Origin of the sequence: Bacillus cereus group sp. N11 (assembly GCF_016483605.1) — a bacterium.
Lineage (GTDB): Bacteria > Bacillota > Bacilli > Bacillales > Bacillaceae_G > Bacillus_A > Bacillus_A toyonensis.
This window is the reverse complement of record NZ_JAEHBN010000024.1, coordinates 12,549-25,778: the sequence shown is the minus strand read 5'-3', so window position 1 is coordinate 25,778 and position 13,230 is coordinate 12,549. Positions and strand designations below refer to the sequence as shown.

Genomic DNA, 13,230 nt, shown 5'->3' with positions numbered 1-13,230 from the left:
AGTGATAGAAAATCATAAACGGATAGAATGGAGTTGGTGATTGTGCAAGCGACAGAGCAAACACAAAGTTTGAAACAAGCAGATGAAAAGTACCTTTGGCATGCAATGAAAGGAGCATCTCCTAATCCAACGAATTTAATTATTACAAAAGCAGAAGGAGCATGGGTGACGGATATTGATGGAAACCGTTATTTAGACGGCATGTCCGGTCTTTGGTGCGTGAATGTTGGATATGGCCGTAAAGAGCTTGCAAGAGCGGCTTTTGAACAACTGGAAGAAATGCCATATTTCCCTCTGACACAAAGTCATGTTCCTGCTATTAAATTAGCAGAGAAATTGAATGAATGGCTTGATGATGAATACGTTATTTTCTTTTCTAACAGTGGATCGGAAGCAAATGAAACAGCGTTTAAAATTGCTCGTCAATATCATCAGCAAAAAGGTGATCATGGACGCTATAAGTTTATTTCACGCTATCGTGCTTATCATGGTAATTCAATGGGGGCTCTTGCGGCAACAGGACAAGCACAAAGAAAGTATAAATATGAACCACTTGGGCAAGGATTCTTGCATGTAGCACCGCCTGATACGTATCGCAATCCAGAAGATGTTCGTACACTGGCAAGTGCTGATGAAATCGATCGTGTCATGACATGGGAGTTAAGTCAAACAGTAGCCGGCGTAATTATGGAGCCGATTATTACTGGGGGCGGCATTTTGATGCCTCCTGATGAATATATGGCAAAAGTAAAAGAAATTTGCGAGAAGCACGGTGCGTTGCTCATTTGTGATGAAGTAATATGTGGATTTGGGCGGACAGGGAAGCCGTTTGGATTTATGAATTACGGTGTCAAACCAGATATCATTACGATGGCAAAAGGTATTACAAGTGCGTATCTTCCTTTGTCGGCAACAGCAGTTAAACGAGAGATTTATGAGGCGTACGTAGGCAGCGAAGATTATGATCGATTTCGCCATGTGAATACGTTCGGAGGAAACCCTGCAGCTTGCGCCTTAGCTTTGAAAAATTTAGAAATTATGGAGAATGAGAAACTCATTGACCGTTCCAAGGAATTGGGTGAACGACTGTTAGATGAACTAGAGGATGTAAAAGAACATCCAAACGTAGGAGATGTTCGCGGAAAAGGTCTTCTTTTAGGTATTGAACTAGTGGAAGATAAGCAAACAAAAGAATCGGCTTCCATTGAAAAGATGAACAAAGTCATCAATGCTTGTAAAGAAAAAGGTCTAATTATCGGTAAAAATGGTGACACTGTTGCCGGTTACAATAATATTTTGCAACTTGCACCGCCATTAAGCATTACAGAGGAAGACTTTACTTTTATCGTTACAACAATAAAAGAGTGTTTAGCTCAACTTTAATTTGTTAAAAGGCGGAAGATCCTATTGAGAGATGTAACTGTAAATACGGAATGAATTACTCGAAAAGGGTAATTCCGAAAGGGTTGAGTTTATGAAAGCTGATGTTGTCTTGTTAAATGGAGAAGTTATTACAGTCGACCAAAAGAATACAGTAGTCGAAGCTGTGGCAATACAAAATAATCGTATCGCATTTGTTGGTTCGAATGAGGAGGTTAAGAGTTTTATAGGAGAAAAAACGGATGTAATTGACTTGCAAGGAAAAACGCTTCTTCCTGGATTCATTGATTCCCATCTGCACCTCATTTCTTATGGACAAAATCAGTTGGCTGTCAGTTGTAAAGCTGAACATATTGATTCTATCGAAGCTTTGTTAGATGACCTAAAAAAGAAGGCATTAGAAACGCCAAAAGGTGAATGGATACGTGCTTGGGGATTTAATGAAACCGCTGTGAAGGAAAAGCGTTATCCAACAATTACTGAGCTGGATGACATTTCAGTTGACCATCCTATTATTATAACTCGTACTTGTCACCACATAAGCGTAGTGAACAGCAAAGCATTAGAAATTGCGCAAATTAACGAGAACACACCGAACACGAGTGGGGGAGTTATTGAAAAGGATCAGGCAGGAAAGCTTACAGGAAGGTTAATTGAAGCAGCAAATATGGAGATGAGTGAAGTTGCAAGTTATAAAGAAAGTGAAATGATGAAGGCTGTGAAAATTGCATCAGATCATTTCGTTGCAGCTGGTATAACGAGTATACATGACGCAGGTGGAGATGGACCTGAGAGTTTTCGTTTACTACAACGAGCTGTGAAGAGTAGGGATATTCGTGTCCGAATATATGCAATGATATGTCAAATAAATAACTCCCATGAATTTGTTAATAAAATGGTCGAAGCTGGTGTGATAACTGGTACCGGAGATGAGAGGTTCAAGGTTGGACCAGCTAAACTGTTTACAGATGGAAGTAGCACTGGACCTACAATTGCAACCCGTGAGTCGTATTCGAGTGATCGTAACAATTATGGCATTCTTTATTATAATGAGGAAGAAATTTATCAAGTGTTAGGCGAAGCACACAAAAAAGGTTATCAAATCACTGTGCATGCACAAGGTGATAAAGCTATTGAAATGTATTTAAATTGTGTAGAAAGGGCGTTAGAGGAATCACCAAGAAAAAATCATCGTCATCGAATCGAGCACGCGGGAATTTCTTCACCAGATTTGCAAGAGAGAATGAAAAAACTTGAGATAGTTCCAATTCCAAACCCTCCATTTCCATATGAATTCGGAGAGATATATGTACGGCACTATGGTGATCGTGTTAATCATATGTACGCTGCTCGTGATTATATTGATCGAGGCATCATTGCAGCAGGTAGTTCGGATGCACCAGTTACCGACTATAACCCTTTATTAGGAATTCATGTTGCTGTCAATAGAAAAACGAAGTCTGGAATAGAGGTTGGTGTGAATCAATCTATAAGTGTAATGGAAGCTATTAAACTATACACATGGAATGGCGCTTATGCGAGTTTTGAAGAAGAGATAAAAGGAAGCATAGAGGTCGGAAAGTTGGCGGATTTAGTTATATTAAATGACAGCATTTTAAGTGTGAATCCAAACCGAATTAAAGATTTAAAAGTAGAAATAACTATTATTGATGGTGAAATTATTTATCAAGAAGAACAATCAGTGAAAATTTAATATTTCATCGTTTACATACCACGTAACTCTTGTAATGTTACGTGGTATTTTAGTTTGTTAGTTTTATGGAAATATAACGGTGCCATCGTATAGTCGTTTCATAACAGTATTCATTTACATAATTTTCGATATAGGAAATAACTATTTTTTTCTTTTAACTGTTGTTAATAGTACAGATTAACTTTTTTAATACTTGAGCTACATCATCTTTATCAATTGTACGATAGAGATAACGACTTCCTTTTTCATTTCTCCTAATTGGCTTCTTTATATGAATCGCAGGTGATATTGCTACTTTTTTAATATATTGGTAAAATAAGTTCTTGGGTCTTACTTATTGTGATTCGTATAATAATTGTCGCTCGACTTAAAGAAAATAGGTACAAAAATTTTGCACTATCTAAAGAGGGGACGTCAACGATTCCCTCTTTTTGGAGCCACTCACAAATGTAAAGCAAGAGAAGAGGCTATATCTCCTCTATTGTTTAGATTAACCAGCTACTACAATTGGAAGAGGTATATCAAATTCAATATATGGAGGATGTTGATTGGAATCTAGTCGGCATCCTGGTGGATAATGCTTTTTTAGCAATCTATCAATTCTAATAGAATCGATAGATTGTTAGAAAGTGGAAAACGGTTATCCGTATATTCCGAAGCAGATGTAACAGAGTGTCCTTCCATAATGAAGTGTAAAACCAAAATACGTTGTTTAAAAAGTTATTTGTTAAAATTGGTTATAAGTAATAGAACAGAAAAGAGGATTACATGTTACATAATTTACAGAGAAGTAAAAATAAATTTTTATTATGTCTTATTTTTTTAGTACTTTTAACCGCTTGTGATAATACAGATGTTAAGTCATCTAAAGCTTCATCACCACCGGCTCAATCAAATACAGATACATCATTAAAAGCACCAAACTGGGTAGAGAAAAGTCCCATTCAACAGTCTCCTAATTTTATTGAAGATAAAAAAGTAAAATCGGTTGTGAATGTAATGGCAACGGGTGATAATTTATATCATGATGCAGTAATTAAAGATGGCAAACAAAAAGACGGTTCATATGATTATCACTATATTTATGAAAATATCAAAAAAGCTGTTCAATCAAGTGATCTTGCTATAGTGAACCAGGAGACTCCAATAGCAGGAAATAATCTAAAAGTACAGGGATATCCGACTTTCAATACACCTGAAGAAGTAGGTCAATCTTTAGTGGACACTGGATTCAATATAGTGACGCAAGCGACAAATCACGCTATGGATATGGGTATTAAAGGTGTTGCGAATACAAGAGAATACTGGAAGAAATATCCGGATGTTATCCCATTAGGCATTAATGAGAATCAAAATGAGCGTAATGAAATAAAAACGATTACAAAAAATGGTATTCGTTTTGCGTTACTAAATTATACATACGGTACGAATGGAATTAAAATTCCAGCTGATAAGTCTTGGGCATTAAATGTAATGGATAAAAAAGCGATCCAAAATGATGTGGAAAAGGCAAAGAGTAGCTCTGATATGGTGATTGTTATGGTGCATTGGGGAGTAGAATATACCTCTACACCTTCAAAGCAACAAAAAGAAGTTGCTCAATATTTAACAGATTTAGGTGTAGATGTAGTAATTGGAAATCATCCACATGTAATTCAACCAATTGAGTGGAAACAAAATAAAGATGGACATGAAACGCTAATCTATTATTCTCTTGGAAATCTTATTTCTGCTCAAGAAAAATTAGAAACATTGGTAGGAGGATTATCTTATATACAATTTGTTAAGTATGAAGATAAAACTTTTGGTATAAGACAAGCGGCACTCGTACCGACAGTAACCGACTATGCTGATGGTAAGAAACAATTTAAAATTCAATTTTTAAAAGATTATTCGGATGAAGATTCTAAAAATCATGGGATTAAAAAATTTGTCGGCCCCGTTTCTTTAGAGGATTTCAAGGAGATTCCTAGAGATGTGTTGGGAAATTGGTATAAAGACTAATAAACAAAAAGGGAATGAGATACAATTAAAAAATTTATAATTTTAGCATTGGTATTGGCAATGGGATGGAGCCTTGCTGCTTGTAGTGGAAAGCAAACATCTCAGGAAACTACTAATAATAACGATAAAAATAAAAATGAGATAAATGCGAATAAAAAAGATGTTTTACCTATCTCTGATGTTAATGATTGGAGAATTATTCTTGTAAATAGAGAGCATATGTTATCAAAGGAACTAGGAATTGAATTAACAAGTATTACTCAAAATGCGAAGCCAAATATGAAAATAGATAGTAGAATTGCAACTTCCTATCAGGATATGGTAGCAGCTGCAAAAAAAGAGGGAATCAATCTTTATTTAAGATCAGGTTATCGAGCTATAAAATTACAACAAACTTATTATGATGCTTCAGTTAAAAGCTATAAATCTCAAGGTTTGTCGGATAAAGAGGCTAGTGCTAAAGCATTGGAATATCTTCAGTATCCTGGTGCAAGTGAACATCATACGGGATTAGCGTTAGACATTATTTCAGTTGAATGGCAGAATACAGTAGAAGATTTAAATGCAAAATTTGAAACGACTGATGCATTCAAATGGTTAGATAAGAATGCTGCAGAGTATGGGTTTACTCTCCGCTATCCGAAAGATAAAGAGAATATTACTGGCATTAAGTATGAGCCATGGCACTATCGTTATGTAGGAAAAGAAGTTGCTGTGTATCTAAAAGAAAAAGGGTTAACTTTAGAAGAGTATAGCGAAAAAATTAAGTCAGGCAAGTAAAAATATGCTTTGATTCTATTAAACATTATGCACTGCCACAGGAAAAGGTGGATCTGAGGATGTGTTAACCTTCCGCCTAGTATTGTAAAAACTGTGTATGATAATTTGAGCACGTATGAACCAGTTATCGTGTGAAACGATGTATGTATCAAGAAATTAAATTTATAAAAGAAGCAGTGAAAAAGGATCTGATATTTATATCAGATCCTTTTTCATTCGTAACATAGAATACTTACTTAATTAGGCCTTAAAGACTGCCTGCTTTTCAGGTATTACAATTGAAGAAAAATGCGAAAGCTATTTATAAAATATGGAAATGTTAAAACCCCTTTGATAAAATAGCAATATGCAAAAATAATTATTTGTTAATTCTTAATGTAATGAATATTCATGTTTATATATACGAATTTAACTACATAATTATTGTAATAAAGGGGGAGAAAGATGTTAGATGAATTGTACAATGCTTTTTTAAATGCGTCTGGTTTTACAGAAAGTGCGAGGAAACGAGATCGGTATGATGATTTACATGATTATTTAAAAGATAAAGAAAGAGAGTTAAAGCAATTCATTCAAGAGGCTGAATCAGCGAAGAGAGATTATGAGAGTAAAAGTAATGGCTTGGAAGCTAATAAAATTCCGGCAGTTGAATTTGAACAAAAACGTCATGAAAAGGATGAAGAATTAAATACATTAGTATCCTATTTTAAAAGTGCATTAAGCGATGTTGGATCTGCAAAAGGTACAGCTTATGCAAAGTATTTGGAATATAAAGCTAAAGCAGAAGCGGAGAAAGCGTCAGCATACGCTGCAGCGACCAAGGCTTTTGAAGAAAAGAAAAAGGAATTTGAAAACTTTATCCATTAAGCATACAAAGAATGGAGGGAATCTACATGAGTGGTAAAGAGGTTGAAATTATAGGAAGTAACACTGCAAGTGCCATTTCCTACGCACAAAACATTGAAAATGGTATGAAGGATTCTTTAAACGAAGCGAAAAACTTAAAAGCATACGTTACATGTGCAAACTGGAATGGAAAAACGAGAGATGCCTTTTTAAGTTATCTAGATTTAATCATTCAATATAACTCAGAACTGGTAGATGCATTTGAAGGACATACGAAAGCTTTGAAAGAGTTAGATAAAAGTATTCAAACGTACGGAGATAGATCGGAAGTAAGGGCGATAAAACAGTTGTGATGGAGAAATGAGGGATAAAAGAATGGGAAAAGAAAGGAATTTTGCACCAGCTGAATTATATGTTCTCGCAGGTGCAGCCGGGGTTACGGATATATTTGGATTGCCAAACCGTGACGTAATTATTTTACTTGATGAAGAATGTGTCACGAAAGCAACTATGAGTTTAAAAGAAAAAGGCTTGCTTACAAGTGAAAATGGAATTACCTCTGCAGCTTTTCAAATGATTGAGCTATTAAAGGAATATGAAAATTGTCATGAATACACGAGAATTAATAATGTATTAATTGGCTTTTTGAAACATGATAAAGACCGAGTGGCTGTATTAACAGAAGTAGAGCCAAATAAAAAATACGAGATCGACTACATACCAAAGCCAGACGTATATTTTTCATTATTAACACGCATCCCTTTCTTATTGAGAGAACCGAGAGAAATAGAAGATACATTTTTCTCAAAGAGAATGACAGAAACAGAACAACAAACATTTGAGGGGAAAGATTTATCAAATAAAGACGTTATAGCGATAGAAACGTATACGAGGCCTCGAAGTAATAGAGGAGGAAAATGGGAATGTTTCTTATATTTCACTGAAGGAGAAGATTTCGTTCAAATAGATGTAGATCGTAATCGATATGACTGGGTGAGCCTCTATGCGGTTAATAAGAAATTGTATGACGTGTTAAAAATGCCATATAAAAAGTTAATTGACCCGAGACAATTCTCGTTAGGAGGTATGCAATAATGCAAGTATCAATGGGAGATAGTGGTTCTGGTGGTGGAGAAGAAGTATTAGTTAATTTTCAAGAACTACTTGATATAGTAATGAAGTTAGAAAATATATATAAAATCCATTTAGACGTCATTGGAACAAATATTGAGAGTTTATTAAGCAGTGATTTTTATCAAAAAGGTGAAGCGATGAGAGTAATTGAAAAATATCCTGATATATTACACAAAACACTTGAATTGTCTGAACACTATTTGAGGTCGGCGAAAGTTGTAGGAAATGTATGTGTAGAAATGCTTGAAAAGGACGAACAATTACGTGAAAGATTAAGTAAGTTGTAGAAATCACCATACGGCTGGGGGATGAAAACGAAATGGATGTGAAATATAGACCTGAACCATGGCAAAACATGGGAGATGGTATGAATCGAATTACAAAAGATGCACTCATGAAATTACGGGACGCAAATGAATCATTAAAAAGAATTGATGGAAGAATACGAGATTTAGACTCAGATGGTAGTATACATTTTAGCCCAAAAGATCAATCGCAAAAAATAGGGGAATTACTTGATAGCTATTCGACATTACAAAAATATTGCGGAGAAGCAGGGCGATTGGTGTCTGAACATATAGATAAACCTTTTTTAGTAGAAATGGATAAATTCGCTCAAAAAATGAGAGATACATCTATTCTTAGCTTCGAAACAAATAACCGAATTGGCTCTACAACAACGACAGTATTACCAGATGCGCACGCGGGATACGGAAGTGTACCGCAAACAATACAAACAAAAAAAGATAAAATAACTGTAGAAGATATTTTTAAAGATTCACCTGCATTTGATAACGTACTGAAAGCGGAGTACAAAGAACTAAAAAAACAAAACCCAGATGCAAAACTAAATTATGAAGAATACAAGAAAGTAGTCCCATCCACACGAGGATTTGAATACAAATCGATAGAAGATGAACAGAAAAAACTAGAAATGATACGAGACATAGGAATAGGCGCAGGAATCATCATCACAACAATCCTTTGTCCACCACTCGGGGCCGCTGCCGCAGTTGTATACGGCGCTGTACAAATAAAAAGCGGTATCGACGGAGAAGACTGGGGAACACACCGGAAATTGAGCCAAGAAGAGCGGGTAGGAAACATCATTTTTGGCGGATTAGATGCAATCCCAGTTGTTGGAGCAGTAGGAAAAGGAGTAAAAGCATTCAAAGGCACGAGTGAATTAGCTGATTTAGCGAAATTATTAAAATTCAAAGAAGGAATGCCTGGTTTTAATCCAAATTTGGGTAAAAATGTGGTACAATCGCTTAAGGAAAATAATCTATTAAAAAATTTAAAAATACAAGGCTGGAAAACCGTAGATAAGATTAATGATGCGGACTACTTCATAAAAGGTCTAGTAGCAAAAGGTGTGGACTCCGTATCCCCAATCTTTAAAGGTGTAGAAATAATGCCAGATGGAAGTGTCGTTAGATCTGGAACGAACTATAGCGGGAAATTCCAAGAAGCCCATGATGCCTCAAAGGCGAGTATTCAGAGTAGGATCTCGAATTTGGAGAGTGGTGGGGTTAAGGGTACGGGTAAGAATAGTGAGATAACTGAAATAACAGGAGAAAATTTTGGGGAACACATCATTAAAGGGAAGAATGGAAGGAAAGAACTTGCACCAAACGTACGTTATATTACTGAGGAGAATTATAAATATACAACAGATGAACTTGGTAGAATAGTAGATGTAAATGCGGAAGAGTTAATACTTCAAAAAGGAACGCGAAACCCGGGAATGCAAGTGGCAGCAGGTCGAGAAGATAGATTGGTTGATGATGATGGTGGACACTTGATAGGAACTCAGTTTCGTGGTTCGGGAGATATTGATAATTTGCTTGCTCAGAATAGGCAAATTAATCGCTCTGGTGGAGAGTGGTACAAGATGGAGACTGAGTGGGCAAACGCTCTGAAAGAGATTCCACCAAAAAAAGTATCTGTAAAAATTAAGCCAGTTTTTGTTGGGACTTCATTAAGACCAGATTCATATAAAGTAGTTTATGAAATTGAAGGTAAAGGAATATTTAAGAAAACCATTGAAAATAGAGCAGGAGGTTGAGTATGGAAAAGGAAATGAATAGATTATATAGAGAGATAGCTGAAACAGTTAATGAAATGATTCCAGAAGATTGGAATAAATTTTATTTTTATGCTCAAATATCAGAAAATGGGGGAGGAACTTACTTTTTTTATAATACACTTGAAAATAAGCAATATAAATATAGTGTAGAAATTCCTTTTAAATATCAAATTGATGAAGATGAATTTGAGAGAAAAGAAGATGTTTTATATAAATTGAGTAAGGAACTTAGAAAGGTTTTTAAAGATAATGAGCAAGAACTTTGGTATTCTTTTACAATGTCCCTAGAGAGTAGTGGGAAATTTAAGTTACATTATGATTATACAAATTGGTTTGATACGGAATATAGTTTTAGTGACCAAATGATTATTTGGAAAAATAAATACTTAGGCGAAGTACCAAATGATGAAAATTATAAAGCGTTAATCGATAAGTATTATAGTGAATTTCCGAATAATCCCATTTAACTAAATAAAAGATAGAAAAAATAATAGGCTGTTTGAAAATACATACTCCATGATGGTTGTACCATCATAGAGTACTGTGTGCAATGATAGAATAGAAAACGAAGTACGAGCTTAGGCGAGATGACATTTTATTGGGTGACGAATATAAACACATGGAATGGACATGAATTTAATGAACTCGTACAAACTCGTAAGTTTTAACGTAGTAGTTGTCACGACATATAAAAGGTGTCATACTGTTACTATAAAACTTACAAATTTACAGCTACTTAAAAACAGATGAACTTAAAGCACTTGATTGTCAATTAAAGGCAACAAGTGCTTTTTTGTGTTTTAACGTAAAAATTTAAAAGAGCACTATAATTTTATAAGTGCACTAAGTGTTAAATTTTTATGGATTGTAATGGCTGTGTACAGGGTATGACGATAGTAGAGGAAAAACAAGTATAAAAATAAAGGGTTGTATTATTTTTTGAAGTCATCGTAAAGTACGTTTTAACGGATGGACGTTATGCATACGTTATCCGCAAAAAACGGGTAAACGTTACAGGGACTTTAATTGCTGTAACGGGAAGGGGCTCAATATGGGAGAGAAAGTAGTTGGTTATGTACGAGTTTCAACGGAAGGACAAGTGCGTGAAGGGTATAGCCTAACGTATCAAGTAGAAGAAATTGAACGGTACTGCATCGAAAATAAACTACAACTGCTTCACATATACGAAGATAAAGGAATCAGCGGAGCGACAGTAGATGAAGATGGATTAACAGTTGAACGTGAAGGTCTACAAGAGCTATTGTCGGATATGGCATATCATCAAGTGAGCAAAGTTATTGTACTAAATACATCTCGGTTATGGCGCTCTGATATGGCAAAAGTGTTAATACAACGAGAGCTAAAGAAACACAAGGTAGATGTGAAAGCAATTGAACAACCAAATTATAGTATATACACGCATGACCCAAATGACTTTTTAGTAAATGGTATGTTAGAGCTATTAGATCAATATCAACGTCTTGAGATTGCATTAAAGCTAAGTAGAGGCAGAAAGAAAAAAGCAGAACAAGGTGGATATGCAGGTGGCGGTGTGATGTTTGGTTACAGAGCAAATAAAGGACAAAAAGTGTTAGAAGTGGATACTAATAAAGCAATCGTTGTACGTAGACTATTTGAGCTACGACACTTTTTTAAGCATTGGTCACTTACTCAATTGGCAGAAAGACTGAATATGGAAGGCTATTGTACAGAGAAAGGGAAACGGTTTACGAAAGTACAAGTGAAACGCATGTTAGACCGAGAGAACTTTTATCGAGGGGTATATACATACGGACAAATACAAACAAATGGGAAACATCCAGCAATTATTTTATAAACTCACTTAAAAAATTAGCTCATTTTACTATACATACTACTAGAGTTATGAAAAATGGATAGGCTTGCGTACCTATGCGCATCGGAAGATGAACGCTCGAACTAAGGTTGCCGACATTTTTATATATGACTAAATCATTGAATAGAGGGATGAGTTATGCATAATAGACAGAACTATTTGTATGTAGGAGTAGATTTACATAAGGAGCATCATACGGCTGTTATGATTAATTGCTGGCAAGAGAAACTAGGAGAAATACAATTTGAGAATAAACCATCTGCATTTTCGAAGTTTTTATTAGAAGTAGAGACATATGTGAGTGCTGGGGTAATTGTTGTATTTGGTTTAGAGGATGTTGGTGGTTATGGAAGAGCGTTAGCGAAATATTTAGTAGATCATGAACAAGTAGTGAAAGAAGTAAATCCAGCTTTATCATTTTTAGAACGAAAAAGCCAAGTGATGATACAAAAAAATGATAGTTGGGATGCAGAATGTGTAGCACGCATATTGGTAAACAAATTTAATCAATTACCAGATGCAAAGCCAAACGATTTATTTTGGTCGATACAACAACTAGTTTCAAGAAGGAATGCATTAGTAAAAGCACAAAGTGCATTAAAGAACCAACTACATATTCAATTAAACCATCATTATCCAAGCTATAAAAAGTTTTTCTCAGAGTTAGATGGAAAAACAGCATTAGCATTTTGGCAGCAATATCCATCATCCTCTTGTTTAGAGGGGGCGAATATAAAGAAATTAACAGCTTTTTTATTAGATGTTAGCAACAATACATGTTCAGTAAAGAAAGCGAGCGACATATTAAAACTTGTAAAAGAAGATGGGCATACAATGAAGGAATATCAAGAAACACGAGACTTTTTAGTAAGAAGTATTGTACGAGATATTGAGTTTAAAAAGAAGGAAATGAAATACATCGAAAGAGAATTAAAACGGTTAGTAAATCTACTAGATTATCAATTAGAGACGATGCCGGGAATAGAACTTGTGACGGCATCGGCATTAATTGCAGAAATTGGGGATGTAAGGCGATTTCCAAATGCCAATAAATTAGCACGATTTGCGGGGATTGCACCTGTTTACTTTGGTTCTGGTGGGAAAGGTAAGACACACAAAAGCAAACAAGGAAACAGGGCGCTACACGCTTTATTTTATAATTTAGCTGTACAACAAGTGCAAGTAGCGAAAGGAAGTAAGTTACCTAGAAACCCAGTGTTTCATGCATACTATCAAAAGAAACTTAAAGAGGGAAAAACAAAAGGACAAGCATTGGTATGTATTATGAGAAGGCTTGTAAACATTGTATATGGCATGATGAAATATAAAACAGCTTATGAGTTGCCGGTAGTGGAAGAAAAAGAAGTAGTTTAATAAGGTTTACATGGTTTGTTTTTTTATTGTGAGGGTTTAAGATTACAACATAGG

12 protein-coding genes are annotated in these 13,230 nt (G+C 35.2%); all 12 read left to right on the top strand.

What is annotated here, in order from left to right:
• Nucleotides 1-27: 27 nt before the first annotated feature.
• The 12 genes from JDS98_RS26445 to JDS98_RS26390 all read left to right on the top strand — a co-directional run bounded on the left by JDS98_RS26445 (nucleotide 28) and on the right by JDS98_RS26390 (nucleotide 13,176).
• Nucleotides 28-1,383 carry an aspartate aminotransferase family protein gene (locus JDS98_RS26445; RefSeq protein WP_176519447.1) on the top strand — a complete coding sequence of 452 codons (1,356 nt, stop codon included), beginning with the start codon at nucleotides 28-30 and terminating at the stop codon, nucleotides 1,381-1,383.
• 91 nt (nucleotides 1,384-1,474) lie between these two features.
• A complete protein-coding gene (locus JDS98_RS26440) occupies nucleotides 1,475-3,094 on the top strand; it encodes an amidohydrolase (protein WP_097959450.1) in 1,620 nt (539 codons plus the stop codon).
• A gap of 768 nt (nucleotides 3,095-3,862) precedes the next feature.
• The gene (locus JDS98_RS26435) at nucleotides 3,863-5,098 is read left to right on the top strand and encodes a CapA family protein (RefSeq protein ID WP_087970201.1); all 1,236 of its coding nucleotides are present in this window, start codon (nucleotides 3,863-3,865) and stop codon (nucleotides 5,096-5,098) included.
• 48 nt (nucleotides 5,099-5,146) lie between these two features.
• Nucleotides 5,147-5,878, top strand: coding sequence for a M15 family metallopeptidase (locus JDS98_RS26430; protein ID WP_000241997.1), 732 nt, complete (start codon nucleotides 5,147-5,149; stop codon nucleotides 5,876-5,878).
• A 444-nt stretch (nucleotides 5,879-6,322) separates the two neighbouring features.
• Entirely contained in the window at nucleotides 6,323-6,745 is a 423-nt protein-coding gene (locus JDS98_RS26425) for a hypothetical protein (protein ID WP_098711909.1), read from the top strand.
• Nucleotides 6,746-6,771: 26 nt separating this feature from the next.
• A complete protein-coding gene (locus JDS98_RS26420; protein WP_000014533.1) occupies nucleotides 6,772-7,077 on the top strand; it encodes a WXG100 family type VII secretion target in 306 nt (101 codons plus the stop codon).
• 22 nt (nucleotides 7,078-7,099) lie between these two features.
• Entirely contained in the window at nucleotides 7,100-7,819 is a 720-nt protein-coding gene (locus JDS98_RS26415; RefSeq protein WP_000514190.1) for a DUF5081 family protein, read from the top strand.
• The gene (locus JDS98_RS26410) at nucleotides 7,819-8,145 is read left to right on the top strand and encodes a hypothetical protein (RefSeq protein ID WP_001198200.1); all 327 of its coding nucleotides are present in this window, start codon (nucleotides 7,819-7,821) and stop codon (nucleotides 8,143-8,145) included. The genes JDS98_RS26415 and JDS98_RS26410 overlap by 1 nt, the downstream gene beginning before the upstream one ends.
• 32 nt (nucleotides 8,146-8,177) lie before the next feature.
• Complete coding sequence (locus tag JDS98_RS26405; protein ID WP_199634499.1) at nucleotides 8,178-9,926, top strand: DNA/RNA non-specific endonuclease; 1,749 nt, start codon at nucleotides 8,178-8,180, stop codon at nucleotides 9,924-9,926.
• Nucleotides 9,927-9,928: 2 nt separating this feature from the next.
• The gene (locus JDS98_RS26400; RefSeq protein WP_000410099.1) at nucleotides 9,929-10,414 is read left to right on the top strand and encodes an antitoxin YezG family protein; all 486 of its coding nucleotides are present in this window, start codon (nucleotides 9,929-9,931) and stop codon (nucleotides 10,412-10,414) included.
• A 584-nt stretch (nucleotides 10,415-10,998) separates the two neighbouring features.
• Complete coding sequence (locus JDS98_RS26395; protein WP_063261457.1) at nucleotides 10,999-11,784, top strand: recombinase family protein; 786 nt, start codon at nucleotides 10,999-11,001, stop codon at nucleotides 11,782-11,784.
• Nucleotides 11,785-11,940: 156 nt separating this feature from the next.
• Nucleotides 11,941-13,176, top strand: a complete 1,236-nt coding sequence (locus tag JDS98_RS26390; RefSeq protein ID WP_199634498.1) for an IS110 family RNA-guided transposase — start codon at nucleotides 11,941-11,943, stop codon at nucleotides 13,174-13,176.
• The last annotated feature ends 54 nt before the right edge of the window (nucleotides 13,177-13,230 follow it).